Annotated in this window: 25 protein-coding genes; 6 read left to right on the forward strand and 19 right to left on the reverse strand. The window is 72.0% G+C overall.

The genetic code is table 11. The annotated features are described in order from the left end of the window. Window positions 1-263: 263 nt before the first annotated feature. Together N8I87_RS43015 and N8I87_RS43020 are read left to right on the forward strand one after the other, a co-directional pair. Entirely contained in the window at window positions 264-1,106 is an 843-nt protein-coding gene (locus N8I87_RS43015) for an NsdA family TPR-like regulatory protein (protein WP_491743952.1), read from the forward strand. A gap of 8 nt (window positions 1,107-1,114) precedes the next feature. After that, window positions 1,115-1,606, forward strand: coding sequence for a hypothetical protein (locus tag N8I87_RS43020; protein ID WP_263217277.1), 492 nt, complete (start codon window positions 1,115-1,117; stop codon window positions 1,604-1,606). A 206-nt stretch (window positions 1,607-1,812) separates the two neighbouring features. Here the strand turns inward: N8I87_RS43020 and N8I87_RS43025 are convergent, their stop codons facing one another. Next, on the reverse strand, window positions 1,813-3,030 hold the full coding sequence (locus tag N8I87_RS43025; RefSeq protein ID WP_263217279.1) for an FAD-dependent monooxygenase: 1,218 nt from the start codon (window positions 3,028-3,030) through the stop codon (window positions 1,813-1,815). A 185-nt stretch (window positions 3,031-3,215) separates the two neighbouring features. Here N8I87_RS43025 and N8I87_RS43030 point away from each other — a divergent pair, with 185 nt between their 5' ends. The 3 genes from N8I87_RS43030 to N8I87_RS43040 all read left to right on the forward strand — a co-directional run bounded on the left by N8I87_RS43030 (window position 3,216) and on the right by N8I87_RS43040 (window position 4,589). Beyond that, entirely contained in the window at window positions 3,216-3,689 is a 474-nt protein-coding gene (locus N8I87_RS43030; protein WP_263217280.1) for a DUF1772 domain-containing protein, read from the forward strand. A gap of 398 nt (window positions 3,690-4,087) precedes the next feature. Next, window positions 4,088-4,243, forward strand: a complete 156-nt coding sequence (locus N8I87_RS43035; protein ID WP_263217281.1) for a hypothetical protein — start codon at window positions 4,088-4,090, stop codon at window positions 4,241-4,243. 199 nt (window positions 4,244-4,442) lie between these two features. Then, entirely contained in the window at window positions 4,443-4,589 is a 147-nt protein-coding gene (locus tag N8I87_RS43040; protein WP_263217283.1) for a hypothetical protein, read from the forward strand. 327 nt (window positions 4,590-4,916) lie between these two features. Here N8I87_RS43040 and N8I87_RS43045 read toward each other — a convergent pair whose 3' ends face one another. Beyond that, entirely contained in the window at window positions 4,917-5,864 is a 948-nt protein-coding gene (locus N8I87_RS43045) for a proline iminopeptidase-family hydrolase (protein WP_263217396.1), read from the reverse strand. 419 nt (window positions 5,865-6,283) lie between these two features. Between N8I87_RS43045 and N8I87_RS43050 the strand changes: the two genes are divergently transcribed. Beyond that, window positions 6,284-6,781 carry a hypothetical protein gene (locus tag N8I87_RS43050; RefSeq protein ID WP_263217284.1) on the forward strand — a complete coding sequence of 166 codons (498 nt, stop codon included), beginning with the start codon at window positions 6,284-6,286 and terminating at the stop codon, window positions 6,779-6,781. An 84-nt stretch (window positions 6,782-6,865) separates the two neighbouring features. Here the strand turns inward: N8I87_RS43050 and N8I87_RS43055 are convergent, their stop codons facing one another. From N8I87_RS43055 to N8I87_RS43135, 17 genes are all read right to left on the reverse strand, one after another. Further along, window positions 6,866-8,476 carry a class I adenylate-forming enzyme family protein gene (locus N8I87_RS43055; RefSeq protein ID WP_263217287.1) on the reverse strand — a complete coding sequence of 537 codons (1,611 nt, stop codon included), beginning with the start codon at window positions 8,474-8,476 and terminating at the stop codon, window positions 6,866-6,868. A 28-nt stretch (window positions 8,477-8,504) separates the two neighbouring features. Continuing rightward, window positions 8,505-9,326, reverse strand: coding sequence for an AfsR/SARP family transcriptional regulator (locus N8I87_RS43060; protein ID WP_263217290.1), 822 nt, complete (start codon window positions 9,324-9,326; stop codon window positions 8,505-8,507). Between the two features lie 460 nt (window positions 9,327-9,786). After that, the gene (locus N8I87_RS43065) at window positions 9,787-10,614 is read right to left on the reverse strand and encodes a 4'-phosphopantetheinyl transferase family protein (RefSeq protein ID WP_263217291.1); all 828 of its coding nucleotides are present in this window, start codon (window positions 10,612-10,614) and stop codon (window positions 9,787-9,789) included. Further along, entirely contained in the window at window positions 10,611-12,299 is a 1,689-nt protein-coding gene (locus N8I87_RS43070; RefSeq protein WP_263217398.1) for a beta-ketoacyl synthase N-terminal-like domain-containing protein, read from the reverse strand. The genes N8I87_RS43065 and N8I87_RS43070 overlap by 4 nt, the downstream gene beginning before the upstream one ends. Before the next feature lie 21 nt (window positions 12,300-12,320). After that, on the reverse strand, window positions 12,321-13,118 hold the full coding sequence (locus N8I87_RS43075) for an acyl carrier protein (RefSeq protein ID WP_263217292.1): 798 nt from the start codon (window positions 13,116-13,118) through the stop codon (window positions 12,321-12,323). A 142-nt stretch (window positions 13,119-13,260) separates the two neighbouring features. Continuing rightward, entirely contained in the window at window positions 13,261-14,085 is an 825-nt protein-coding gene (locus tag N8I87_RS43080; RefSeq protein WP_263217294.1) for an AfsR/SARP family transcriptional regulator, read from the reverse strand. Between the two features lie 234 nt (window positions 14,086-14,319). After that, window positions 14,320-15,912: an acyl-CoA carboxylase subunit beta gene (locus N8I87_RS43085; protein WP_263217295.1), complete on the reverse strand. Its 1,593-nt coding sequence runs from the start codon at window positions 15,910-15,912 to the stop codon at window positions 14,320-14,322. A gap of 34 nt (window positions 15,913-15,946) precedes the next feature. Beyond that, window positions 15,947-16,144, reverse strand: coding sequence for an acyl-CoA carboxylase subunit epsilon (locus N8I87_RS43090; protein ID WP_263217297.1), 198 nt, complete (start codon window positions 16,142-16,144; stop codon window positions 15,947-15,949). A 186-nt stretch (window positions 16,145-16,330) separates the two neighbouring features. Continuing rightward, a complete protein-coding gene (locus tag N8I87_RS43095; RefSeq protein WP_263217298.1) occupies window positions 16,331-17,377 on the reverse strand; it encodes a condensation domain-containing protein in 1,047 nt (348 codons plus the stop codon). Window positions 17,378-18,718: 1,341 nt separating this feature from the next. Beyond that, the gene (locus N8I87_RS43100; protein WP_263217300.1) at window positions 18,719-19,621 is read right to left on the reverse strand and encodes a 4'-phosphopantetheinyl transferase family protein; all 903 of its coding nucleotides are present in this window, start codon (window positions 19,619-19,621) and stop codon (window positions 18,719-18,721) included. Continuing rightward, on the reverse strand, window positions 19,615-20,973 hold the full coding sequence (locus N8I87_RS43105; protein ID WP_263217303.1) for a hypothetical protein: 1,359 nt from the start codon (window positions 20,971-20,973) through the stop codon (window positions 19,615-19,617). The genes N8I87_RS43100 and N8I87_RS43105 overlap by 7 nt, the downstream gene beginning before the upstream one ends. Before the next feature lie 11 nt (window positions 20,974-20,984). Next, entirely contained in the window at window positions 20,985-21,935 is a 951-nt protein-coding gene (locus N8I87_RS43110) for an SRPBCC family protein (protein WP_263217305.1), read from the reverse strand. A 120-nt stretch (window positions 21,936-22,055) separates the two neighbouring features. Further along, the gene (locus N8I87_RS43115; RefSeq protein WP_263217306.1) at window positions 22,056-22,880 is read right to left on the reverse strand and encodes an AfsR/SARP family transcriptional regulator; all 825 of its coding nucleotides are present in this window, start codon (window positions 22,878-22,880) and stop codon (window positions 22,056-22,058) included. 258 nt (window positions 22,881-23,138) lie between these two features. Next, entirely contained in the window at window positions 23,139-23,771 is a 633-nt protein-coding gene (locus N8I87_RS43120; protein WP_263217307.1) for a ScbR family autoregulator-binding transcription factor, read from the reverse strand. Between the two features lie 451 nt (window positions 23,772-24,222). Next, the gene (locus tag N8I87_RS43125; protein ID WP_263217309.1) at window positions 24,223-24,888 is read right to left on the reverse strand and encodes a ScbR family autoregulator-binding transcription factor; all 666 of its coding nucleotides are present in this window, start codon (window positions 24,886-24,888) and stop codon (window positions 24,223-24,225) included. Window positions 24,889-25,067: 179 nt separating this feature from the next. Next, window positions 25,068-25,841, reverse strand: a complete 774-nt coding sequence (locus N8I87_RS43130) for an SDR family NAD(P)-dependent oxidoreductase (RefSeq protein WP_263217311.1) — start codon at window positions 25,839-25,841, stop codon at window positions 25,068-25,070. Continuing rightward, window positions 25,838-26,590, reverse strand: coding sequence for an HAD family phosphatase (locus tag N8I87_RS43135; protein ID WP_263217313.1), 753 nt, complete (start codon window positions 26,588-26,590; stop codon window positions 25,838-25,840). Before N8I87_RS43135 ends, N8I87_RS43130 begins: the two co-directional genes overlap by 4 nt. Window positions 26,591-26,601 lie beyond the last annotated feature (11 nt).

A 26,601-nucleotide genomic window follows, 5' to 3' on the forward strand; every position in this document is an offset into this window, starting at 1 on the left:
TGAAAGCAGCCATGCCTCGGGGTCCGGAGCTGGGCGACACGCATCGTGCCGCACGGAGGCGCCCGCAGCGGCCCGCTGGCGCCCGCGCCGCCGCAAACCTCCGGTTCTGGCGGGCTAAACCCGGCTTACCTCGCCGAACTCGTCGGCGAGGACGCGCCGGCGCCAGACGTTCATCACGCAGCGCCGAGCGCCTCGCCGAAGAACCGTGCCTGCCTCCGGGCGCGAACAAGTCGCCAGGCTCACGCCTATTGCCCTCCACCGAAATGGAAACAGCGGCACCGGTGAGGCCCCGACCACCCGCCAAGAGGGGAACGGACCGACGGGGCCGGTTCAGGGCCGGTCAGCAGAACTCGCTCAGATGTCCCAGGCGGCCGTGGGGTCGTCGACCCACGCACGCTGCGTGGGACTCCGGGCTGCAGCGGCAGGCGCAGTCCTACTACCTGCTCGCCCTGCACGCAGCCCACGCCTGCCGTGACTCTGCCTTCGGCGCCAACGTCCTTGCCGGCATGGCACGGCAGATGCTGTACCGGGACCGGCCGCAGGACGCGCTCGAACTCGTGCACCTGGCACAGAAGGGCGTGGGTAAAGCAGCCAGCGCGCGCCTGCGCGCCATGCTGCATACACGGGAGGCCTGGGCATACGCGGCGATGGGCCGCAGTGCGGCCTTCCGGCGCGCCACCGGCGAAGCGGCCGGAGCATTGGCCGATGCCGGGACGGGCGAAGATCCGCACTGGATCGGGTACTTCGACGAAGCCGAACTGTCGGGTGTTACCGGCGGCCGGCTCCTGGACATGGCTCGGCAAGAACCTCGGCAGCACGCCGAATCAGCCGCAGACTCCATCCGTGAGGCCTTGGCCCGGCGCGGTCCGGAGGCCGGGCGTAGTCATGCCCTGGACACCATCGGCCTCGCAGAGTGCCACTTCCTCATGGGCGACATGAGCGGCGCCGTCACCCACACCCGGCGCGCCGTCGAGGCTGCGGCCCTCACCCAGTCCAATCGCGTCAGGACGCAGTTGGGCCAGCTGTACCCGTACACGGTCGGCCGGGGAGCCTCGCGGCCCGTGGCCGAAGCCAGAACAATGATCCGCGACCTGTTGTCGACCTGAGGAGCAGCGTGACCACAATCGCCGTGACCGGGCACATGGACCTGACCGACGCCAGCGTGCCCCTGGTGCGCGACGCCCTGTGGGAGACGCTCAAGCCGTACGCCGCAGACGGCTCCCTCGTCGGCGTCTCATGCATCGCCAAGGGCAGCGACTCCATCTTCGCGGAGGTCGTCCTGGAGCTCGGCGGCCGCCTGGTCGCGGTCATCCCCTCGAAGGACTACCGGCAGAACAAGGTCAAGCCCGACCACGCCGAGGCGTTCGACCGCCTCACCGAGGCCGCCGCAGATGTCGTCGTCCTGGAGCACGAGACCGCGAACCGCTCGGCGTACGAGGACGCCAACCGCACACTCCTCCGGCGTGCGGACCGTCTCGTCGCGGTCTGGAACGGCGAGCCCCCGTCAGGTAAGGGCGGCGGCACTGCGGACACCGTCCTCGAAGCCCGCGACGCCGGCCTGTCGGTCGACGTCGTCTGGCCGGACGGTGCAGCACGGCGGAGCTGACGCGACGCAGCCGCCGTCACCGTGTGAGCCGGATGCCGCGCGGGCGGCCGGGCTCGCGGACGATGGCGCCCTTCGCCACCAGCTCCCCCAACTGGCCCCCACTCACCCAGTGGCAGGCCGTCGGGCCGCTCCCCGGCCGGCGACTGCCCGACAACGGAAATCCAGTCGCCCCGCCGCGAGCCGGAGAGAATCCCGCGAAGCGAGCGTCAGTCCCCGGTGGTCGGAGCCGCGGCCCGCCGGGAGGCACCCGGCTTGGCCCAGCGCATCCCGTACGCGACCTGGCCCTGCTCGGCCGCCTGGAAGGCCTTCGTGTTCCAGTTCTTGCGCATGAACGACTCACGCATCCTGATCAGCAGCGAGTTCTCCACCGCGCCCATCTTCCCGATCCGCCAGGCGATCTTCTGCAGCGGAGCGGTCCGCGCCCGCCGCTCGGTCTCGTACCGGCGCAGCGCCGCGACCGGGTCGCCCGGCTGGTCGAGGTACTCGGCGAGCACCAGGGAGTCCTCCAGCGCCTGGCAGGCGCCCTGCCCGATGTTGAAGGTGATGGGGTGCGCGGCGTCGCCGAGCAGCGTGACCCGCCCCCGGCCCCACTCGCGCTCGGGCTTGCGGCCCTCGACGTCGCCGCGCAGGACCCACTCCTCCGGCGTGGCCCGCAGGATGTCGGCCACCGGCCCGGCCCACCCCTCGTGCCGGCGCAGCAGCATCGCCCGCGCCGTACCGGGCTTGTCGCGCCCGCCGGGTACCCCGTTGGCGACGCTCATCCAGTGCACCAGGCCGGGCGCGACGTCGTAGTACGTGAACCGGGTGCCCGGTCCGAAGATCGCGTTGAAGGTGCCGGGCGGGATGTCGGCGTGCTCCATCGGCGCCCGGCCGCGCCAGGCGATGTAGCCGCTGAAGCGGTTGCGGGCGGGCCCGAACAGGCAGTCGCGTACGGCACCGTGGATGCCGTCGGCGCCGATCAGAAGGTCGCCGCGCTCGCTGCCGCCGTCGGCGAAGTGCACCGTCACCCCGTCCGCGTCCTGGTCGAAGGACACGACGTGGGCGCCGGTGCGCAGCGGCGAGCCCTGCAGGGCGTCGCGCAGCACACCGTGCAGCTCGGACCGCTCGATGGCGATGGTGGGTGCGCCGTACCGCTCGATGAAGTCACCGACCGGCCAGGCGCCCAGCACCTCGCCGCGCCAGGTGCTGAAGTGCGCGACGTGCTGGACGGGCGCGACCCGCAGGACCTGCTCGGCCACGCCCAGGTAGTCCAGGGCGAGGACGCCGTTGCTCCAGATGTGCAGGCCCGCGCCGCCGTCGCGCAGCGACTCGGCCCGCTCGAACACGACGGTCTCGAACCCCCTCTGCTGCAGTGCGAGGGCCGCGGCCAGGCCGCCGATCCCTCCGCCGGCGATGAGTATGCGACGGGCACGTCCTATGGCCATCTCTTGGTCTCCTCGTGGCTCTGTCCGGGCGCAGGTCCGGTGCGAAGTCCCCGACGGAACAATGTTGTTGTCAACGCTAGCATTCAGAGCGGCGACCAATATAGTCTCGAAAGAGTATCTAGCATCGACATATCCGTGTGGCTCAGGACCACATGCCAACCGGCAGAGACCCAAAGGTGGTTGTGATGGAAGCGCTCCTGCAAACGCTGGCCGTGGTGGCCACCATGGCCAACGCGGTGGTCTACGGGACCGACGTCTTCTCCGCCCTGGTGCAGCGGCCCGCCATGGCGCACGTCGACGACGTGGTACTCACCAGCGCCATGGGCCAGACCCACCGCTTCGGCGACCAGCGCATGCCGGTACCGGGCGTGTTCGGGCTGGTGGCGACGGTTGCCACGGTCGCCGTCGCCGCCGTCGACGGCAAGGCGGTGCCGGCGGTGGCCGCGGGCGTCGCGGCCGTGTCCCTGGTGGTGTGGCTGGCCATCTACAACAAGGTCAGCGCCCCGGTGAACAAGGAGCTCACCGGCGCTGCCCTGGACTGCCGGGTGGCCCCCGACGCCCGTGGACTCCAGCGGACCTGGGACAGCGTCATCAACGCCCGCGTGGCCCTGCAGGCCCTGGCGCTGGGCGGGATGTGCGTGGCGCTCGCGAGCAGCTGAGCCCGCCCAGCCGCACGGCAAGGAGGGAGGGGGCCACCCGGTCGGGTGGCCCCTCCTCCTTGCCGTGCGGTGCGTCCGTACGTCCTACTGCAGGGCGATGTTGCCGAGGACGGCCTCCGCGTCCACGTCCGTCAGGGCGTCGGTGACGGCCTCCGGCTCGCTGTTCGGCACGTTCTTGTTGTTGCTGGCCACGGCAATGCCTCCTTCTCGGAATACCCGGAATCGAGGTTCGCCAGCGGCCACCCGGGGGGTCAAGACAACTCCCCCGCATTCCGCCGGAATTCAAGACGCATTCCAGAATTTCGGCCCCGGTCCAGCGCCGCTCCGCGCGTATGCGAGCAAGCCTGAACAGGCTATGTGGCAAACAGTTGCCAAACAGGCTGATGAAGGAGCAGGAAATGCCCTCATCCCATTCCGTGGGCCGCACGCTGCACCGCGTGCGACTGCGGGCCGTAGGCGCGGCCGCGACCAGGATCATGTGGGGCATGCGGGACACCCCGGCCCCCGCTCCGCGCCGGCCCCCTCGGCTCACCCTCTTCGCGGGCCGCTCCTGAGAGGGGCCCCAACTGCCGCCCCGGCCAACGCCGCAGTCGCCGCCTCAGCACCGCCCGAGCGCCACCTTGCAGCGGTCCTCATTCGAATCTCGTGCGTTCCTCGAGCACTTCTCCAGCGGTTCCCGGCAGGCTCTCGAACTGCCCGGCTCCTGCCCGGGGGGCCGGTTCCTGCCCTTTTTCCGTTTCCAGGGGGTCGACGATGAGGCCGTGGGCGAGCACGCCTTCCGCAGCCGGTACGGCGAAGGTGTCCCCCGGCGACGAAGAGGCCGCGCGGGTCACCGCGACCCAGCCCGCCGAACCGGTCCAGGACCAGTCCGAGGACGACATCGGCTGGCCCAAGCGGTAGGCGCGACCAGCCGAGGGAACGGCCCTACCGAGCCTCGGCGAAGAGTGCCGCCGCTCACCTCACACGGCGTCACATCGGCCCACCCCGGCTCCGAGGATGTGATCCATGCCGGACTCGGAGCAGTTCCCTTCAACTTTGGTGCCGCAAGCCCCGCCACGTCCGCGAGGGCAGGGTCACCCGGCGTCAGGCCGAGCAGCGGAACGAGCAGGCGTGGTGCCTGACCGTCGTCACGAACGCGGTGACTGGAGACATCGTCGTTCTTACGCCCCTCACCTTCCTCTCCGGTCACGACTCCACGGTAGGAGGGGGAGGCCGCCAGACACCTCCTCAGTCGGCACCAGACCCGGCGAGGAAGGTCTCGACAGCGTGACAGAACGCCGCCTCCTCCTCGACGTGCGGCATGTGGCTCGATTCCGGGAACACGCGCAGTTGCGCACCGGTGATGAACTCGGCGAACGGCGCGACGCACTCGACGGTGGCCTCGTCGTGTTCCCCGCGCACAACGAGCACCGGAACGTCGACCGACGCCAGCCGGTCCACCACCGACCAGTCACGGAGGGTGCCGGTGACGTTGAACTCGCTGGGGCCGACCATCGTGTGATACACGGTGGGGTCCTCCTCCCACTGGGCAAAGCTCGCGGCCACCTCGGGCGGGTACGGCTTGATCCGCAGGAGGTGGCGGTCGTAGAAGACCTGAGCGGCCTGCGCGTACTCCGGTGCCCCCGTGGTGCCGGCCGCTTCATGGCGGTCCAGAACCTCCCGCACGTCTCGTGGCAACGCCCGGCGCAACCGTGCCACCCCGCTGCACCACAGGGGCATCGATGCCGGTGCGTCCGCCAGCACCATTCCGCGCAGCCCGGCCGGACGCCGCACCGCGTGCTCGGCGGCGAGCATGCCGCCCCAGGACTGGCCGAGCACAGTGTGGTCCTCGGTGATCTGGAGACGATCGAGCAGCGCATCGAGTTCGTCGACGAACAGGCCGACGGTCCACAGGCCGGGGTCGGCATCGGGCAGGTGGGTGGAACGGCCGCAGCCCAGTTGGTCGTAGTGAACGACGGCGCGCCCTGCCGTTGCCAGCCGGGCGATCCTCAGCAGGTAATCGTGCGGGAAGCCCGGCCCCCCATGCACGACCACCAGCGGAGTGTGTCCGCGCGCCCGCGAGACATCGAGGTCCCCGGTAATCCGGTACCAGGTTCGACCGTGGAGGCCCTCGACCCAGCCTTCCGTGGTCGCGGGCGGAAACGGCTGCGTCGTCGGCACGACGGCGGCTCCCATGGGGAAGTTGCGGTGCGAAGGGCATGCGGTGAACCGGACGCGCGTGATCTCGGCGCTGCCGTGAGCGCTAGCCGCCGAGCAGACGTCCGTGGTGGTCAACCCAGTCAGACTTCCACCGCGAGGAGTTGACAGCGGTTCTGAGGCAACACGACACAACCAAGCGACCGGTTCGGCGCGCCCGTGTCACCCGAACGGTTGCGCCGCCGTGCCACCGGGGTGATTTCCTGATCGCCTGGGCAACTCTCCCGGAACGGCGTGGAATCACCGTCTCTACGGGTGGGCAGCTGCCGTCAGCGGGCATGTGCGCGGCACCCCCCGCGTCAGCTTCCCCAGCCCCGGAAGGAAGGCAACCCGGTCCGCGTCGTGGTCAAGCCGCAGCCGTAGCCGGAACCGCGACCCGGCGGAGATCTCGTATGTCGGTGACCTCGTACATTCGCAAGCAAGCGACGATCGCCGCGATCATCAACGTGGTGCTCAACTCGCTGATCACCTGGCTCGGCCATCGCCGGACGGACTTCGTGCCGCTCGCCGGGGACAGCGGCATCGTCGTCGACGTCTTCGTGACGTCGATCCTGCTGTCGTTGCTGGTCTCGCTGTTCGTCTCCAAAGGCGTGCGGCACGATCTCGACGCCGGACGTCTCAGGGCGACCGACGAACCTCCCGGAGCGGGACGTGTACTGTCGCGGCTGCCCGCACGATGGTGGGCTCTTGGCCCGCTGCTCGGGCTGGGGGTGGCGGTCGTCGCCGCCGTCGTGCTGCGGCTGCTCGGTGCGCTGGGGCTGTTCGGTCTTTCCCCGGCGGGATTCGTGGTGTTCATGGCCGTGTACACCGGCGTGCTCGGTTACGCCGTGACGCGCTGGGTGATCATTCGGCAGCTGGCCGATCGTCGGACAAGTACATCGGGCACGGACGGCTGAGTCCGGCGCCACCGGTACGACGTCGCGTCGGGCTGGAGGCGACGCGAAGGCCCGACTTCGCCCCTGTGCACCCCTCCACGACCCTCAGGCCGCCGTCAGATACTGCCGCACCAGCATCCGCGGCACCGGCTTCGCCCCGATCCTGCGGGGAAGCGTCTCGACCGCTTCGAGCCGCCGTATCTGCTCGCCGGGACCCAGCTGGGCGTTGGCGCGTTCGGCGACGGCGTCGAGGATGTCCGGCGCGTCCCGGACCTCCTCCCCGTCCCCCTCCCCGACCCCCTCCCGCAGCACGACTCCTGCCCACACCGAGGAGCCGGTGACGGGATCGGGGACGTCGGCGACGGCGCAGTCCGCCACGCGGGGGTCCTGGCGCAGCACGCGCTCGACCACTCCGGGCGCGACGACGGCGTCGCCGCAGGCGAAGGGGGAGCCGGACCGGCGCACCAGGTGCAGCTGGTCGTCCAGGTCGAGGTAGCCGACGTCGCCCGTGGCCAGCCAGCCGTCGGCACGGCCCGCGGGCACCTGCGGGCCGCGGATCTCCACCTCGCCGTCGGACCACACCGGCGCGGGCGCCCGGGTGACGGGGTCGACCACCCGGCACTCGGTCCCGGGCAACGGCACGCCCACCGCGCCCCGTTCGGGCCGTGCCCCGGGCGCCTGGACGTGGGAGAGCGCGCTGAGCCCGCCGACGCCGTAGCCCTGCAGCACGGGCACCCGCAGGGTGTCCCCCAGGCGGCGGGCGACGACCGGTTCCAGGGCCACGCCGGCGGACAGTACGGCCCTCAAGTGGCCGCCGGGCAGGACCGTACGGTGGTCGGCGAGCCGCTCGTCCTCCGCGAGCCGGGCGAGCCGGGTCGACAGCCCGTAGTAGTGGGTGGCCTGCCGCCCGCGGCTCACGGTCATGCCCGCGCACGGGTCCGGGTCGCTCACCAGCACCTGCTCGGCCCCGGCGTGCACGGCGGCGCCGAGCAGGGCCGGGTGGTAGGCCGGCATCTGGTTGACCACGACGCTCGCGGGGTCCAGCTGATGGGCCACGGCGATCTGCGCGGCGTTGGCGAGCAGGTTGCGGTGGCTCAGGCGCACCTCCCGCAGTCCTGCGACCGGATGCGGCACGAGCTGCACGCAGGCCACCGCGTCGAGGTCACCGACGGGAGTCCGGAACGGCGTACCGGGTACGGCGCTCAGGGCGTCCGCCAGCGGCACTGCGACGCCATCGTTGTCGCCGTCGTTGTCGCCGTCGCGACCGCCGTCGGTGACGACGATCGTATGCAGGCGCGGCAGCCGCCCCTCCTCCGCCTCCGCGGTGAGCAGCGCGGCCAAGTGGCCGGGTACGAAGGCGACTTCGGCCCAGGCCGCCGTGCACAGCTCGTGGGCGGCCGCGGATCCCGCCGCCGGGTCGAGCAGCGCGAGCAGCCGCCCGCTGCGTACCGCGCCGAAGTACAGCGCGGGAAAGGCGGCGTCCAGGGCGCAGGCCACCACGACGGCGGAGTCCGCCCGCCGCAGGGCGCCGTCGATCCAGTGGGCGACGCGGTCGGCCTCCCGATCGAGCGCCTCGAAGGTCGTGGTGTCCCCCACGGCGGTGTCCCCCAGGGCGGTATCCCCCACGTTGGTGACGGCCGGCCGGTCGCCCGCGCGCGTGGCGGCCCGCCGCAGCACCACGTCCAGGGGGCTGTCCAGCTGTCTCAGGATGCGCACGGCGAACTCCCCTCTCCCAAGCCGGGGCTCACGCCGCGAACAGATCGAACGTGGAGGTGTGCCGGGGGCCCGCCAGGACGTCCAGCTGCGGGTCGACGGCCAGCATGGCCTGGTGCAGCCGCTGCAGCTGGGGCGAGGGCTCGACCCCGAGCTCGTCGATCAGCCGCATCCGCAGCCTGCGGTAGACCTCCAGTGCCGAGGCCTGCCGCCCCGACCGGTACAGCGCCACCATGACCTGGGAGTGCAGGCCCTCGTGCTGGGGGTGGCGGGCGGTCAGTTCGGTGAGCTCGGCGATCAGTTCGGCGTGCCGTCCGAGCCTGAGCTCGGCGTCGATGCGCCGCTCCACGGTCACCAGCCGGCTCTCCTGCAGCCGCCGTACCTCGATGTCGAGGATCGGGCCGACCCGTACGTCCACGAGCGCCGGACCCCGCCACAGTTTGAGCGCGGCCCCGAAGCGGGCGGCGGAGACCTCGCTGTCGCCCACGTCGAAGGCCGACTGTCCCTCGCGGATCAGGCGCTCGTAGTCGTGCACGTCCACCGATTCCTCGGGAATCTGCAGCAGATAGCCACCGTGCCGGGTGGCGAGGACTTCCTTGGCGCGGCCGGGCGCGCCGGGCCCCATCGCGGTGCCCAGGCGCCTGCGCAGCTGGAGGATGTAGGTCTGCAGGGTGGTCAGCGCGCTCTGCGGCGGCCGGGTCGACCAGATCTCCTCCATGAGTGTGGGTACGGGCATCACACGGCCCGGATAGAGGGCAAGCAGTGCCAGAATCTGCCGCGGCTTGCTCGCGGACGGAACGATGGATCCCCCGTCGACCTCGGCACTCAACGGACCCAGAACCTGAATCCTCACGGTCTCCTCCGTACTCGTCGAGTTCCTTGTCTCTTTCCTTCCAGTGGCCAGAATTGTGCCTCCACCTCAAGGCAAGCTAGCGGCATTCCCCTCCTTCCAGCCAATTCCTCTAGCGGTCCTCGAGCGAAATCCCATGGACGGTATTGCGCATTCGATCAGGCCCTTTCAAGAGCATCTGTACGAGAGTCACATACCTGCTCGTCAGACCGGCCGGGACGTGCGGAATTCAACATTCCGTCGACCATTGGCAAGGTCTTTCAGGATTTCGATCAACACACCGGGTCAATAACTTGAGAATTTCCGCACAAGCCCCTACGGCAGACGTCGAAATAGCGATGAAGTGCGCGCGGAAGGCGCGCGCGGAAGACAGGTCCGGAAGACGGGCGCAGAACGCGGGTGCGGAAGACGGGCGCCGAAGAACGTCACGCCCTTTCCTGATGTCCTTCCGGAGACCGGCCCGTTACGCGGCAGCGGCGTACGTGTCTCCTCCCACGGGCTCGGGCAGCAGGAACCTCTGCGGCTCCGACCGGCTCCAGGGGAAGCCGTGGTTGAGGTGGACGACCGCCTCCTCGTTCCCGTCCGCGGGCACGGCCACGGCGACCAGCACACCGGACACCGGCTCCAGTTCGAGGAACCGCCAGGGGCGGCCGGTGTCGTCGGCGGGCGGGGTGAAGGCGCGTACCCCGCCCTCGTCGTCCAGGGTGAAGACGAAGCTGTCGAACGGGATGCCGAGGCCAAGGCCGCGCGCCTTGGAGTACGCCTCCTTCAGCACCCACACCCGCAGCGCGCGCCGGTCCCGCTCTGGCCCGGGGTCGGCCTCCCGTACCCAGTCGCGCTCCTGCGGCGAGATGGCGTTCACGATGGTGGCGATGGCGTTCTCGTCCCGTTCCGCGATCCGCTCGACGTCCACACCGATACGGGCCTGGCGCACGATGCCCAGGAAGTTGTAGCCGCCCGCGTGGGAGAGGTTGAAGTCGAGCACCCGCCCGCCGCGCGAGGCAAGGTCGGAGGTGGGCCGCAGGAAGGGCCGCCCCCGTGCCGAGCGCCAGATGACCAGTTCCGCCTCCGCCAGACCCGCCTCCAGCGCCAGGGCGCGCCGTACGAGGGTGTGGGCGATCAGATACTGGAGACGGTCGCGCTCGAAGAGGAACTTCCCCGCGGTGCGCCGCTCCTGGGCGTCCAGCCAGTGCTCGGCGAGCAGCCGGGCGATGTCGGGGTTGAGCCCGTCGTTGGGACACAGCCACAGGGTGACCTGGGCCGGGTCCGTCTGCTGCTCGGCGGCCGTCACGTCTGCGCTCCTCGGGGCAGTACCGCGCTCGGGGGCAGTTCCGTCACCGGTCCCGCGAGGTGGGCGGGGGCCGCGCCCAGCACGTCGACACCGGCCAGCCACAGCCGGATCAGCTGCTCGAAGCGCCGGCCCTCCCACAGGGCGTCGACATAGGCGCGGGTCTCGGGAAGTCCGGCGAGCAGCAGCGGTTCGGCGGGCGGGTCCCGCAGATCCGCGCTGTGCACCGGCGGTCCCTCCGGCGGGTCGTCCGGCGAGTCCTCGGGGCCGCCCCGTGCCGCGAACGCGGCCAGTGCGGTGGCGAGTTGGGAGGTGTCGTACACCACCAGCGCCAGCCGGCACTCCAGCGCGGCCCGGCCCAGTTTGAGTTCGCGGGCCACGGCGGCCAGGGCGGGCACGCCGGGGCCGGTGAGGCGGTCGCGGCCGGTGAGCCAGGTGGCGAGTCGTTCGGCGGTGGCGGCCAGATGCCCGGGGGTGGCCGCCGACAGCAGCACCAGCTGCGGCCCGCCGTCGTCGTCCCCCGGTGCCCGCGCCACGGGCGACGAGTCCTGGTCCGAGTCCGGGTCCCGCTCGCGCAGCACCACGACCGCGTGCTGGGCGTCCGGCGCGTGTACGCCGACCAGGACCGTACGCGGCAGGGTTCCCCCCTCGGGAACGCGCCCGGCCTCCCAGACGGCGGGCCGCGGCCGGCCCGGCCCCGGAAGCAGGGTGGCATGGCGCAGTTGGAGGACGGCGCGGGTCAGCGCGGTCGCCGCCGGCTGTCCCGCTCCCCCGGCCCCGGCACCGTACCCGTCCTCCTCGACCTGCACCTGCGCGGCCGGTGTCCCGGCGGCCCGCAGGGCCCGGCGCCGCAGCCGGTCGCGCAGCGCGGGGTGCGCACCACGCCCCGGATGCCCCACCGCGCTGGCCGGTACGACGGCGTGCACGACGTCACCGGCGGCGCGCGCGGCGGCAAGCGGCTTCAGCAGTACGGCAGTCGTACCACCGGAGGGCATGCCACCGGCGGTCGTACCACCGGCGCCCGGCTCGGTGGCCGCGACGAGGGCCGCCGCGCACTCGCCGGCGCGCAGCGCGCCGAGGGCCAGGTGCAGGGCGGTGAGGAACGAGGAGGGACCGGTGTCGATGTCCTGACTCGGGCCGCGCAGATCCAGGATGCGCGAGAGGCGGGCGGCACCGGCGGCCGCGAACACCCCGACGCTGCGGCGCTCACCGTCCGGGCCGGTCAGCGCGTCGAGGCGGGCACCGGCGTACCCGGCGCCCTCCAGGACCTGCCGGGCGCCGGAGAGCAGCAGCCGCTCACGGAAGTCCATGCGCGCCGCCTCACCGGGGTCCACCCCGAACGGGTCGGGGCCGACGGCGTCCACGCCACCCGGGACACTCCCCCGCACGGCCGCGCCACGGGCCCGCAGTTCAGCCTCCCAGAAGGCATCCGGACCGTCGGCCCCCGGCCAGCACCCCTGGAGTCCGACAACGGCGCACCATCCGGCGCTCGGAGAGTCGGCGGGAGCGGCGGCGGAGGCGAGGGACTCGGGCCGGACGGTCGGCGCGACGGCCACCAACGACGGCACCGCGGCCGATGGCACGGGCGGCACGGCAGGTGTGTCCCCCGCGCGCGCCAGCAACGCCAGCGCATGCCGCCGTTCCAGGGTGCCGTCCTTGAACCGTGTGAGTATCTCCCGGCTGTCCATGGGCACGGAGCGCTCCGCGCCTCAGGCCGGCCGGGTGCCGAGCAGGGCGGCCGCCTCGTCGACGCTGAGCAGATCGTCGCGGACCGCGTCCAGCAACGCCTCCAGGTCGATCTGCGCGCCCGAGGCGCCCGAGGCGCCCGAAGCGGCTGACGCGGCTGACGCGGCTGACGCGGCGGCCTTCGGCGACCCCGACGGCACCACGTCCCCGGCCGCCGATCCACCCCCACCCGCACGCGAGTTGGCCGCGACATACGCCGCGACCGAGGCCAGGTCGGGGTGCTCGTACAGCAGCGCCGTGGGTTCGCGCAGCCCCCAGATCCGGTTGACGCCCTCCACGAACTGCGCGGAGAGGATGGAGTCCAGGCCCAGCAGGACGAAGGGGGCATCCGCCTCGATGTCGTCCGGTGCGCAGCCGAGGATCCGGGCGAGCAGGCCGCGCAGTCGGCCGATGACGTCACCGTCGTGGTCCCCGGCCGCGACCGGTGCGGACACGGGTACGGCCGGGTCGGATGCGGGTACGGCCGGATCGGGTGCGGCACCGCCGAGTTCGGCGGCCAGCCGGTCGGCCAGGGCCTTCGGCGTCGGGCACTGATACAGGACGTCCGGCGGCACCGAGGTGCCGAAGCGGGCGTTGAGCGCACCCATGAACCCCACGCTCAGCAGGGAGTCCAGCCCCAGCACCGCGAAGCTCTCCTCGGCGTCGACGGCCTGGGCCTCGACAGCCACGAAACCCGCCAGCAGCGCGGTGAGTTCGGCCAGCACGTCGGCGGCCGGCATCTGCGGGGCGGGGTGCCCCGGCGGGGGCGAGGCAGCGGTCATGGTGGCGTCTCCAAGGTCGGTTCCCGGGTGGCCGTCTGCGCATTGTGCAGGCGGGTTCACCCCGACCGCATCGCCGTCCGGGGTGATCCACGGGCCGCCGACTCGCTCCTGCGAGGGAGAGGGATCAGCCGAGGAAGTCGGATCAGCCCACCGCCAGGACCGGCTCCTCCGGTACCTCGACGGCCGACGCCTGGATGGAGTGCTGCAGCCGCTGCAGCCGGGGCGACGGCTCCAGCCCCAGCTCCCGCACGAGCGTGGTGCGCAGCTGCCGGTAGACGTGCATCGACTCGCTGCGCCGGCCGGAGCGGGCGAGAGCCACCATGAACTGCGCGTGCAGGTTCTCGTGGGTGCGGTAACGGCTGGTCAGAACGATGAGCTCGGCGAGCAGTTCGCGGTGCCGGCCCAGGTGCAGGTCGGCCTCGATGCGCTGGTCGAGCGCGCACAGCCGGCTCTCCTCCAGCCGCTTGGCCTCGCGCGCCAGCAGCGTGCCCTGCTGGACGTCGGCGAACGCCGGCCCGGTCCACAGGTTCAGCGCCTCGGTCAGCCGGGCGGAGGCGTCGGCGTAGGAGGCCGCGTCCATGGCCCGGTAGCCCTCGCCCGCGAGGGTCTCGAACCGGCGCACATCGCTGCTGCCGCCGTCGGCGGCGAGCAGATAGGCGCCGGGCAGGGTCACCAGGACGTCCTTGGCGCCGCGCGGGAGCCTGTCCCGCTCCCCCGGCTGCTCGGCGGCGAGGGCGAGCGCCCGGGCGATGTGGTCGCGCAGGTGCAGGACGTAGGTCTGCAGGGTGGTACGGGCGCTGCGCGGCGGTCGCCCCTCCCACAGCTCCTCGACCAGGTCCGTGACGGGCACGGCGTGGTCGGCGTTGAGTGCGAGCAGGGCCAGCATCTGACGCTGTTTCGGCGCGGTGGGAGTGACCGGCACTCCGCCCTCCCGCACCGCCAGGGCCCCCAGTACGTCGATGTCCAACGCCGTCTCCCTACGACAAGTACAGCCAAGAACAGCACGAGCGGTCGGCCAATATCATACCGGTCGCGCTGCTTTAGGTCAGCGCCGGCCCGGCAAAATGGCTTGGAGCCCTCCCGTGGACCCCAACAGAGGCTCAACTCTGCCACATTCCCGGCGAAAAAAAGTACCGTCCGGTTCCCTTCTTGGGGAGAACCGGACGGTGCGGTGTCTTCGTGGAGTGGGTCTCCAGGGCGACTACTGCGGGGGGTTGCCGTGCTTGCGGGAGGGCAGGTCGGCGTGCTTGGCGTGCAGCATCGCCAGGGACCTGATCAACACCTGCCGGGTCTCGGCGGGGTCGATCACGTCGTCGACGAGGCCGCGCTCCGCCGCGTAGTACGGGTGCATGAGCTCGGCCTTGTACTCCTCGACCATCTGACGCCGCATCGCCTCGGAGTCGTCGGCCGCGGCGATCTGCCGCCGGAAGATGACGTTCGCGGCGCCCTCGGCGCCCATGACGGCGATCTCGTTGGTCGGCCAGGCGTACGTCACGTCCGCACCGATCGCCTGCGAGTCCATGACGATGTACGCGCCGCCGTACGCCTTGCGCAGGATCAGCGAGATCCTCGGCACGCTCGCGTTGCAGTAGGCGTACAGCAGCTTCGCCCCGCGCCGGATGATGCCGTCGTGCTCCTGGCCGACTCCGGGCAGGAAGCCGGGCACGTCCACCAGGGTCATGATCGGGATGTTGAAGGCGTCGCACATCGTCACGAACCGGGCCGCCTTCTCCGACGACTCGATGTCCAGCACGCCGGCCAGGCTCTGCGGCTGGTTGGCGACGATGCCGACGACCTGGCCGTCCAGCCGGGCCAGCGCGCAGATCACATTGCGCGCCCAGCGCTCGTGGACCTCGAGGTACTCGCCGTCGTCGACGATCTCCTCGATCACCTTGGCCATGTCGTACGGCCGGTTGCCGTCGACCGGAACCAGGTCCAGCAGCGCCTCGCAGCGCCGGTCGGCCGGGTCGGCGGTCGCGGCGTGCGGCGGGTTCTCCCGGTTGTTCTGCGGGAGCAGGGAGAGGAGGTAGCGCACCTCGTGGATGCAGGTCTCCTCGTCGTCGTAGGCGAAGTGGCACACACCGGAGGTCTCCGCGTGCACGTCCGCGCCGCCCAGACCGTTCTGGGTGATCTCCTCACCGGTGACCGCCTTGACCACGTCCGGCCCGGTGATGAACATCTGCGAGGTCTCACGCACCATGAACACGAAGTCGGTGAGGGCGGGGCTGTAGGCCGCGCCGCCCGCGCAGGGGCCGAGCATCACGCTGATCTGCGGGATGACACCCGACGCCTTCGTGTTCCGCTGGAAGATCCCCCCGTAGCCCGCCAGGGCCGAGACACCCTCCTGGATCCGCGCGCCCGCACCGTCGTTGAGGGACACCAGCGGCGCACCCGCCGCGATGGCCATGTCCATGATCTTGTGGATCTTCGTCGCATGGGCCTCGCCCAGCGCACCACCGAAGATCCGGAAGTCATGCGCGTACACGAAGACCGTACGGCCCTCCACCGTCCCCCAGCCGGTGATCACACCGTCCGTGTACGGCTTCTTCGCCTCCAGCCCGAAACCCGACGCCCGGTGCCGCCGCAGCTGCTCGACCTCCTGGAAGGAACCCGGGTCCAGGAGCAGCTCGATCCGCTCCCGCGCCGTCAGCTTGCCCTTGGCGTGCTGCGCCTCGGTCGCCTTCTCGCTGGGGCCCGCCAGCGCCTGCGCACGGATGCCGTGCAGCTCTGCCACCCGGCCGCGGATGTCGGCCGGCCCGGTCTCGACCGGAGCGGAGGCAATCGTCGTTGACATGTGGTCAGGTTCCTTCCTGGAGCACCAAGATCCGTCACTGCCAGCTGCGCGGGGCCCGGTAGGAGTGCGGCCTCCTCCACCACCGGGAGCCGTTGACCGGACGTCCCGCCTCGCTCTCCTGCGCCTCCGCGCACAGCGCGAGCAGTACGACGGTGAGCGCGGCCAGTTCCTCGTCACTCGCCTGCCCACGCTCGATGCGCAGCGCCGGTTGTACTTGGCCCGAATCGCTCATGCCCTCTCCTCCAGCTCTTCGGACACCGTCGAATGAGCCGCTAGAGAACGGCTCCTCCCCGACTTGAGGACCATCACAAAAGCTTGCTTACGCCCTATTTCCGGCGTGAATTCGGCCCCGTCACCCGTCCCCCGGCCCCCGTCACGCCCTCCCCCGGCACCCGTCACACGTCCCTGGCGCGCACGGTCACACGTCCCTGGCGCGCACCGACCGCAGCCCACGCGCCAGCGCCTGCGCGCTCGCCGTGGCGCCGCCCACCCCCGTCATCACCACGGCCACGGCCGAGCCCGGCTCGGCCGCACCGCGCCGGGCGATCTCGTAGGCCGCGCTGCCGCCCGGCCCGCAGCCGCCGAGGACGAGTCGGCGGTCGGGGGCGAGCATCTCGCGCAGCACGGACACCGACACCTCCGCCGGTCCCTCCATGCGCAGGGCCACGATCCGTTCGGGTCCCTGGTGGTCACGGGCAAGGACCTCGTAGGCACCGGCCGGCACACCCGGCACCCCGATCAGGCAGATGACGTCCGAGAGCGGTTCCCCGGGGCGCAGCACGGCCAGGGCGAGGCCGCGCGGCGCGGGCGAGCGCGGGGCCACCCGGGGCACGTCGGAGGTGCGCAGCGGCTCCAGCACCTGGGCGACGGTGCACCGCAGGTCCCGGTGGTCGGGCAGGGAGCGCAGCAGCTGCACGCACTGGGACAGCGTCGCGGACGCGTCCCCGTCCGCCAGGCTCGCGCGGTCGTACAGACCGGTCAGCAGCAGCCCGCCCTCCGGGCTGTGCTGGGCGACGAGGGTGAACGGCAGGCTCGTGTCACCACTGACGCTCTGCGGTACGTCCACCTGGACGCCCTGCTCCCGCAGTTCGGCGAGCAGCGCCTCCGGCAGTTCGGGCCGGCTGTCGAAGACGACGACCGTGTCGGTCAGGTCGGTGTCCTCGCCCCGGCCGCTCCAGGCGCGTACCCGGTCGGCGGGCACCCAGGCGTGCGCGATCAGGTCGAACGCGGTGTCGCGCACCTCGTGCAGCAGCTCCGCCAGGGGCGCCGCCGGGTCGACGGTGACGGTCATCGGCAGCGCGTTGCCGAGCAGCCCGGGGATGCCCGCGGCGCCCTGCATCGGCACGTCCCGCCCGGACAGATGCACACCGAAGCTGACCGGCAGCGGCCCCTCGGCGCCCGCCGCCCGGTACAGCAGCAGCGCCCACACCACATGCAGCGCGCTGCTCTCGCCGACGCCCCGCATGGCCGCCCAGGACCGCAGCCGCGCGGTCTGCGGGGGCCTGAGACGGCGTTGCAGCCGGCCGGGGCCGGTGTGCCCGGTGGGACTGCCGGGGCGGCCGGACCGGACGGCGACGCCGGGGCCGGCGCGGCCGCGGACCAGAACGCGCGTGCGGTGGTGGTGTCCTGACGAGCCAGCCAGCGGGCGTGGTCGCGGACGTCGGGCCGCCGTTCGCCGCCGGGCAGGGTGCCGCCGCTGACATAGGCCCGGAAGAACTCGCGCAGCAGGAGATGGACGCCGCGCTCGTCCAGCAGGGCGCGGTGGTAGGTCAGCAGCACCCGCACCGGCGCCCGTTCGGGCGGCAGCCGGTCCTGCGGCGACCAGTTCTGGGCGAACCAGTCCTGCACCGCCGGCCCCGGTGTCCCCTCCAGCAGGGTCACCCGCAGCAGGCCCGGCCGGTGCAGGTCGAAGCCGCGCGCCCGGTCCCGCTTGACAAGGTCGCCCCAGGTGACGGTGGAGTGCGCATGGTGGACGACCTCGATCCGGGCCCGGTCGTGCAGGACCAGACGCGGTGCGGCCGTCCAGTCGAACGACGCCCGCAGCACGGCCTCGCGCTCGACGAGCGACTGCCAGGCCGTGGCGAAGCGGGACGTGTCCAGCGGCCCGGACCAGTTCCAGAAGAGCTGCTCGACATGGCGGTCCGGCGACCCTGCCGCGGCCGCGAGGATCAGCTCGCGCTGGTGCCCCGTGGCCGGGACGATGCCCTCCACGCCGGGCAGCAGGGCCAGTACGTCGGCCAGCAGCTCGGCGGTGAGCGGCTCGTGTCCGCCGTCGCCCGGCGCGGCCGGGAGGAAGCTGAGGCTGTGCCGTTCGCCGTCGTCGTCGACGGTGACGGAGTACGCGCGGTGCCGTTCGGCGAGCCGGGCCGCCACGTTCTCGGCCTCCGCGGGGCCCAGCGGCCCGCACAGCTCCAGCACGACGGGGGACCTTGGCGCGGTGCCGCCCGGCTCGTGGACCACGGCGAGGACGGTGTCCTCGGAAAGGTGATGGCTGCTCATCCGCTGTCCCGGGTACCGAAACCCGCCGCCGCGGCGAAGAGGACCGGCTCCCTGCCCCCCTTTTCGGCTCGTTCTCGCTCCTGTTCGGATCGTTTCTGCGCGATATGCGCCGACTGCTGCGGCGCACTCGGTGCGCCCAGCGCACTCAGCGCATACGGCCCCGCCGGCCCGCGCGCCCCGCACGGCTCCAGCGGCACCCGCTCCCCGTACGGCACCGACCTCGTCGTCGGTCCCGTGGGAGGGCGTCCGCGCACCCCCGCCCGGGCCGCCCGCGGGGCGCGCCCGGACTCGGTGCCCACGTCGGTCCTCATCGGTCGCCGGGTCTCCATCGCCCCGGAAAGCCCGGTACGCCCGCGGCCGGCGGACCGGCCTCGGCGAACTCCGCGGCGTCGTACGACGGGACCTGCCGGGCGGCCCGCGCCGGGCGGTGGGCGACGCTCACGAGGTAGCGTCCCTGGACGAGATGGGCGGCGAACACCCATGCACGGGCGCCCTCCGAGTCCTCCGCCAGGGTGATGCGCCCCTCGCCGTCGCGGCGGAACCCGAACGCGGCGAAGCGGCGCCGCATGCCCTGGCCGAGGGCCTTGGTGTAGGCCTCCTTCAGCGTCCACAGCTGCAGCAGCCTGAGGGTGCGCTCGGCCTCGGGCAGCGCGGCGAGCGCGGCCGCCTCCTCGGGCGTGCACACGTACTCGCCCAGCAGCTCGAACGGCGCCTGCCGGTCGGCCGGTTCGGCGTCCACCCCTATCGGGCCCGTGCCGCTGACACCGACCACGATCAGCTCGTCGGTGTGCGCGAGGCTCAGCTCGAGCTCCTCGCCGAGCCCGCGCAGATGGGGCCGTCCGCCGGGCTTGTAGGCGAGGTCGAGGGCGTCGGGGGGCACTTGGAGCACCGCCCCGGCCGTGTACTTCATGACCAGGCGGGAGACGGCGAAGCGCAGCCGCCCGGCGCTGGCGCGGGTCTGCCGGTAGCGCGGCCAGTCGTGGCCGAGCAGCGCGCGCAGCCGCGGGTCGAGCAGGGTCACGGTGAGCCACTCGCCCCAGGTCGTGTGCACCACGGCGACCCCGGTGGAATCGACCGCGTCGGACACCGGCTCCCAGGGCCCCTCGGGACCGGCGAGGTGCAGCGGCGACGGCAGGGGCGCTGTGACGTCCACCGGGCCGCTCACGGCCTGGTGCCCTTGTCCGGCGCGGTCCTCGGGCCCGTTCACCACAGCGACTTCGTGGCGTACACGTCGCAGTCGACGTCGCGTCGGCCGCGCTCGGCCAGCTCCGCCCAGACGTCGTCGCGCGGATCGGCGGGCACGGGCGGCCGTGGGACGCCGAGCCGTTCGGTGAGGCGGACGAGCGCGAGCAGGGCCCAGTCCGGGCTGCTGAGGAAGGTGGTGTGGTCGGCCGCCCGGCGGACGCCGAGCACGGCGGCGGCCAGCAGCACTTGGGCCTGGCGGTCCGCCAGCGCCCGCGCGGCGGGGTCCTCCGGGGAGGCGTCGGCGGCCTGCAGACAGGGCAGGCGCAGGGTGCGCCGCTCGGTGCGCAGCCGGCGGGCGGCGCGGGCGAGCGCGCCGTCCTCCCCTTCGGCAGGCCGGGCCGCCGCCGCGGTGGCCAGCGCGTCGGCCAGCACATGGTGGCAGCCGGTGCCCTCGGGCAGCAGGTCGGCCGGGACGGCGGCCGTGTCGCCGATCCTGAACAGCGCGGTGGCGTCCGCCTCGCCCGGCCCGTTCTCGGCGAGGTCGGGCAGTGCGGCGACGAGCCGGGCCAGGCAGGCGGCCGGGTCGGGCCACTGTCCGCCGGTGGCGAGGTCGGCCCGTAGCTTGGCGAGCGAGCGCTGTTCGAGGCTGCCGGGCGCGAACCCGCTTTCGTTCAGGACGAGTTCGAGGTCGTTGTGGACGTCGGCCATCAGCTGCGGGACGACGTATCCGACCGCGGCGGTGAGCAGGGCGGTGGCCTCGGCGGGCAGGACGAGGGAGCGCAGCGCCACGGTCGTCAGGCTCTCGCAGGCCAGCAGGTCGGCGAAGTCTCCGGCGAGCGTGCCGTGCCACTGCCGGGCGGCCGGTTCACGGCGGTCGACTTCGTCGACGATGCGGACCGCGGTGCGCAGCACGGTGCCCGTCGCCGCGATCAGCGCCACCGGCCCGAGCAGGGCGGCCAGTTCGGCCGGCCGGGCGGGCGCCGGGCGGGTGCTGTCGGCCGCGGCGAGCAGCGGGCGGGTGCCCCAGGCGTGGCCGAGGGCAAGGTCGCGGCGGAAGAGCGGGCGCAGCACTCGTACCAGCTGGTCGGCGCTGGTGTAGTGGCCGCCGGCCGCGCGGGGCCGGAACTCGGCGCGCAGGTCGGCGGGGGACGGCGGGCCCTCGGTGCCCTCCACGGCGCTCAGCGCGGGAAGGCCGTAGCGGTTGGCGGGATCGGCGGGGTCGCCGAGCTGTGCCTCCAGCCGTACGGCGCGCAGCGCCACCTCCACCGGCGGCGGCAGTTCGGCGTAGGCCGCCCTGCGCCGCTCGCGGGCCGGACGTGGCTCCGCGGTGGCGGTGTCGGTGTTCTCCCCGGTCGGAGCCGGTCGGGTGAGGGCCATCGCGGGCCTCCTCATCGCAGACGGCGGACGGCGCTCTCCGCGTGCCACTTGGCCAGGCCCAGCGCTTCGGTGCTCGCGCGGCCCAGCCACTCGCGCACATACCGGCGGGCGTCCGCAAGGGTGGCTTCCTCGCCCAGGACCGGGGCCACGGCCTCTTCCCTGAGCAGAACGTGGTGGGTGCAGCCGACCCGCACCCCGGACTCTTCGGGCAGCAGGTACCACTCACCGGCGTGCGCCGCGATCAGTTCGGGCGTGACCGTCTCCTTGAAGACGATCCGCCCGGCGTGCGGGAAGCACAGGCGTACGGCCTCGACGGTGACGGTCTCACCGGTCTCCTCGGCACAGGTGTCCATGGCGGCGAGCTGCACGCCCGGCTGGTCCTCGGTGACGCTGGTCCACTCGACGTGCGGGACGGTCTCGGCCCAGTTCTCGATCCGGTAGAGGAAGTCGTAGACGAGCTCGAAGGGTCCGTCCACCAGCACGTTGTCCTCGAAGGACAGCAGCAGTTCGTCGAGTTTCTCCCAGTGCTCGGCCATCTCCCGGACCCCGTCCAGCTGGGCCCTGAGTTCGGCCTCGGGGTCGTGGGCGGTGGACCGGTAGGGGCCGGCCGGCGGCAGGTCGTGCCGCAGGGTGACCAGGGAGCTCGCGTCGTCCTGGGCCTGCACGGTCCAGGCGCCGGTGGTGGGCGCGTCCGGCCAGAAGGTGTCCTGCTGCTCGAACTCGATGGACCGCGACTGCGGTTTGAGCACCCGTCGGGTGCGGGAGGACCGGACGTGGTCGGCCGTCACGTCCCACATGCGCAGGTGCTCGGTGACCCCGTCGAAGTCCATCCGCTCGACGTGGACGTGGGAGGAGAGGAACACCGGCCAGCGCACGGCGTCGGCGAGCATGCCGTAGACGACACCGGCGGGGGCGGCGACGGAGACGGTGTGCTGGGCCGAGTGCCCTCGTTCGGACGGCATGCCTGTCCCCCTCCTCCGTGTGTCCTCAAAACTGCGTCGTGCGCCTAGAGCGGTGCTCGAACAAAGACGGAGGTGGCGCTCAAGGCGGCACGTGGCCGGCCGGGCCGTGCTGACGCCGGGTCAGCCGATGGCCGTGAGCCGTCCGGGCCCGGAGGCGGGCGGTACGACGCCCTCCGGCCCGGCCATGAGGATGGAGCGCTGCAGCTTGCCCAGTGCGGGCGACGGCTCGAGACCCAGGGTGCGGACCAGGGTGGCGCGCAGCCGCTGGTAGGCGTCCAGCGCCTCGCCGCGGCGGCCGGAGCGGTACAGGGCCAGCATGTACTGGCCGCACAGGCTCTCGTGGGTGGGGTACCGGCTGACGAGCACGGTCAGTTCCGCGAGCAGCTCACGGTGCCGGCCGAGCCGCAGATCGGCCTCGATGCGCTGGTCCAGCGCGCACAGCCGGCTCTCCTCGAGCCGTTTGATCTGCGTCTCCAGATGGGTTCCGGCCTGTACGTCGGCGAGGGCGGGGCCGGTCCACAGCTCGAGGGCCTCGCGCAGCCGCTGGGCGGCGCCGGGGTAGTCCTCGGCGTCCATCGCCCGGTATCCCATGCCGGCCAGCCGCTCGAACTCGCGGACGTCGCTGGTGCCTCCGCCGCTCTTGAGCAGATAGCCGCCGGGCACGGTCAGCAGGACGTCCTTGGCCGAACGGCCCTCTTCCGCGTCCCCGCTCTCCAGGGCTACGGTGATCAGCTCGCGCAGTTGCAGGATGTAGGTCTGCAGCGTGGGGCGGGCGCTGCGGGGCGGCTTGGCGCCCCAGAGCTCCTCGCTGAGTGTGTCCACGTGCACGACCTGGTCGGCGTCGAGCGCGAGCAGGGCTAACACCTGGCGCGGTTTGGGTGCCGTCGGGGTGATGGAGACGCCCTTCTCCCGCACGGCGAGTGTGCCGAGTATGTCGATGTCCACGCCGTCTCCCCGTCGCTGCTGGCTGTCTTTGAGCGGTTCCCTAGCAACCCGAGTAAAAAACAGCACGGGCGGTATGTCAATACCGTACCGGCCTCCCTGCTTGTCCTCTATCCGTACGCGAGACCCGCTCAAGACGACCTGGATCTTCCCTATTTACCGGGACAAATAGGGTGTAAAAACCGAACGAGAAGGCTACCGCCACCCGTGCTTGACTAGACCATTACCGAACCATGTGCGCGGTTTTTGTTAAGGTCGCGTTCACTCGCTGTCGGGCTCACCCATGGACTTGACCGGCTTGACCGAGATCTTCTGCGGCGAGGCCGCCATGCGCGGCAGGATGAACGACCAGAACCGGGCCACCCGTTCCCTCGACAGCCACTCGCCGTCCACCTCGCCGAGCGCCTCGAAGCCCACGGTCGCCGCGACGACGGCCGCCGCCGCGTCCTCGGGCGCGACGTCGGTCGCCAGCTCCCCGGCGTCCTGCGCCTGGACGACGAGATCGTGGACCCAGGCGCACCACCACTGCGGCACCCCCGCCCCGCTGTTGCGCGACGGGTCGGTGCCCAGCTTGAAGCCCGCCCTCACGACGGGGTCGGTGGCCACGGCGGCGAGCAGCCGGCAGGTGGCGTTCACGAGTGACTGCAACAGGGTGTCGGCCGAGGACAGACAGCGTTCGGCCATCTTCTCGATGGAGTCCGCCGCGGCCCCCTCCACCTCCCTGGCCAGCGCGTCCTTGCTGGGGAAGTGGAAGTGCAGGGCGCCGGTGCTCACTCCCGCGCGCTTGCTGATCACGGGCAGGGTGGCCAGCGCGTACCCCTCGTCGGCGAAGACCTCGGCCGCCGCGAGGATGAGGGCCTGGCGCGTACGGGCCGCGCGCACCTGTTTGACCATCGGTCTCCTCCTGGGGACTGGAGCGGAACACGGAGTGCGTCAGTCCGCTTCCCTCAGGGGCTTGCGGCGTTCCGTTTCAGGACATTAGCAAACCGCATGATTGGTAGGTTTGCCAGGGTGGAGAAACGCAACCCTAATGCGGGCCTGATGGTCACACACCGTCAGACACCCTGCTCGTATTGTGTGGAGCCGTCGATGATGGCGTATGCGGGCGGACCAAGGCTCGCCTCACAACGGGCTCACAAAAGAGCATACGAGGTCTGCTATTGCGTCGCCGTGAGCCCGAGGGCACGGCCCGCCCGACCCGGTCGACCCGTCGAACGGATTCCGCATCGCCACCGGGAACCTTCACGCGCGACGCAGCAAACCAGATGCGAGGTTTGTTGATATGCCGAAACCCCCGCGAACACGTGGGGTTCCCCGGTCCGCGGGCGCGAAAACCCGCGCTCGGTCAGGCCTCGGAAGCCGCGAGCGCGGCCTGCCGGACACGCTCGGCTTCCTTGATGACCCGGGCGCCTCTGTCGGGCGCCGTGTCCAGCCGGATCAGTGCCGCGGGTGTGGCGATGGCCGGCAGCATGTGGTTGTACAGGACGGAGACCCGTTCGCTGAGGTCCGCCCAGTTGGAGTTCGCCTCGGAGAACATCTGCGTCCCCAGCCAGGACCCGAGGAAGCATTCGGCCGTCTCCTGGGGGACGACGTGGGGCAGAACCTCGCCACGCTCCTTGGCCTCGGTCAGCAGCTTGGTCGACAGCCCGATCCAGGCCGGCCACGCACTGCCGAACAGGTCACGCCCCTGCATGTCGCCGGAGAGGCGTATGCCCGCCAGCAGGATGACGTCCAGGGGGATCTGATGGGCCAGCGTCATGCCGATGTCCACCCACTCCTGGAGCTTCAGCTCGCGCGGCACCCAGTAGTCGTTCTCGATCTGGGCTCCGATCACACCGCGCGCCAGGGCCTCCTTGGAGTCGAAGTGGAAGTACAGGGCGCCCTTCGTCACTCCGGCCCGTTCGAGGATCTCCGCGATGGTCGCCGCCGTGTACCCGCGTTCGGCGAAGACGGTGGCTGCGGCCTCGATAACAGCACGACGGGTCCGTACCGCACGCTCTTGCTGTGCCACGGGACCCTCCTCCGTTGAAAACAAAACCGAACACGAGGTACGTTACCCCACTTCGACCGCGCTTACCCGGGAGTGGACGGGAAGGAATCCGATGATGGCCGGGAGTCGTCGGGTGACGCGTGTGACGGGCGGGGCCCCTGGCGCAGGGCAGCCGCCGCCCGTCACTCGCCTCCCCGTGGTCACCAGGCGGTGCGGCCCCCATCCACCGGCAGTGTCGCGCCGGTGACGAAGCTCGCCCTGTCACTGCACAGCCACGCGGCGGTCTCCGCCACTTCCTCCGGCTCCGCGGCCCGCCCCTGTGGCGCGGACCGATAGGCCTTCTCGGCCGCCGCGGGCGACACGGCGAACCACTCGTCGACCATCTCCGAGCGGGTCAGGCCGGGGGCGATGGTGTTGACCCGGATCCGGTGGGCCGCGTACTCCACGGCCGCGGCCTTGGTGAGCCCGATCACCGCGTGCTTGGAGGCGATGTAGGGGGCGGCCGTGGAGGAGGCGACCAGCCCGCCCACACTGCTGGTGTTCACGATCGCTCCTCCCCCGCCCTGCACCATGGCCGTGATCTCGTGACGCATGCAGTTCCACACGCCGCGCACGTTCGTCTCCATGACCAGTTCGTACGCCTCGTCCTCCAGGAGGTGCAGCGGCACCTTCTCCACCCCGACGCCGGCGTTGTTGAACGCGGCGTCCAGGCGGCCGTAGCGCTCGATGGTGTGCCGTACGGCCCGCTCGACCTGTTCGCCGCGGCGCACGTCCATGGCGTGATAGCTCGCCTCGGCACCCTTGCCGCGCAGTTGGGCGACAAGGTCCCTGAGCCGGTCCTCGCGCCGGGCCGTCAGCACGACAACGGCTCCCTGCCGCGCGAACACCCGCCCCGCCGCGGCTCCGATGCCACTGCTGGCGCCGGTGATGAGGACGACCTTGCCCGCCAGCGGTGCGGTGCCCGCCCCGGTCATGACCGCGCCCCCGGCGCCTCGGCGGCCGGCTGCGGCGGGGTCGGTTCGCCGTGCCGCCACACGGTGCGCCCGGCGGCCTCGGCGTCGAGGGCTCGCAGCATCGCCTCGTCGATCGCGGCCAACTCCCGCACCAGGTACCGGACTCCGGCCCGCCGCATGAGCTCTTGCTGGAATCCGTGCGCGAAGGGGCTGGGGTGTCCGATGAAGGGCACGTCCAATTCCCTGGCCTTCTCGGCGACGGAGGCCGCGTCGTCGATGAAGAGCGCCTGGTGGGGGGCGAGGGAGAAGAAGTCGCGGGTGATCTCGCGGATGCCGGGCCGGAAGGCGTTGGTGCAGATGTAGCCCGGCTCGCTGAAGTACGCGGCCCACGGCCCGAGATGACGCTGGAAGTGACTCTCGTCCAGTCCGCCGTAGCACACGAGGTCCAGGCCGAGCGCACGCAGCCGCTCCAGCAGGGCGACCGCTCCGTCGAGCAGCCGTACGGGCTGCTCACGAAGGTAGCGCTCGCGTTCCGCGAAGTAGGCGCCAAGCACCTCCAGCGGAGTGGCGCTGGTGCCGGTGACCTCCACGAACACCTGGGCGGCCTCGAGTTGCGGCCGGGAGAGCAGGGCCCGCTCGAGTTCAGGCGTGTACTCGACTCCCTGGGCGGCGACGAGCCGGTGCATGACCGGGCTGAAGGTGTCGTTCAGCAGGACGCCGTCGATGTTGACGGCGGCCAGCCGGAGCGTGCTCAGTGCGGGGTGGGACACGGGGAGACCTC

Source organism: Streptomyces sp. HUAS 15-9 (genome assembly GCF_025642155.1).
GTDB lineage: Bacteria > Actinomycetota > Actinomycetes > Streptomycetales > Streptomycetaceae > Streptomyces.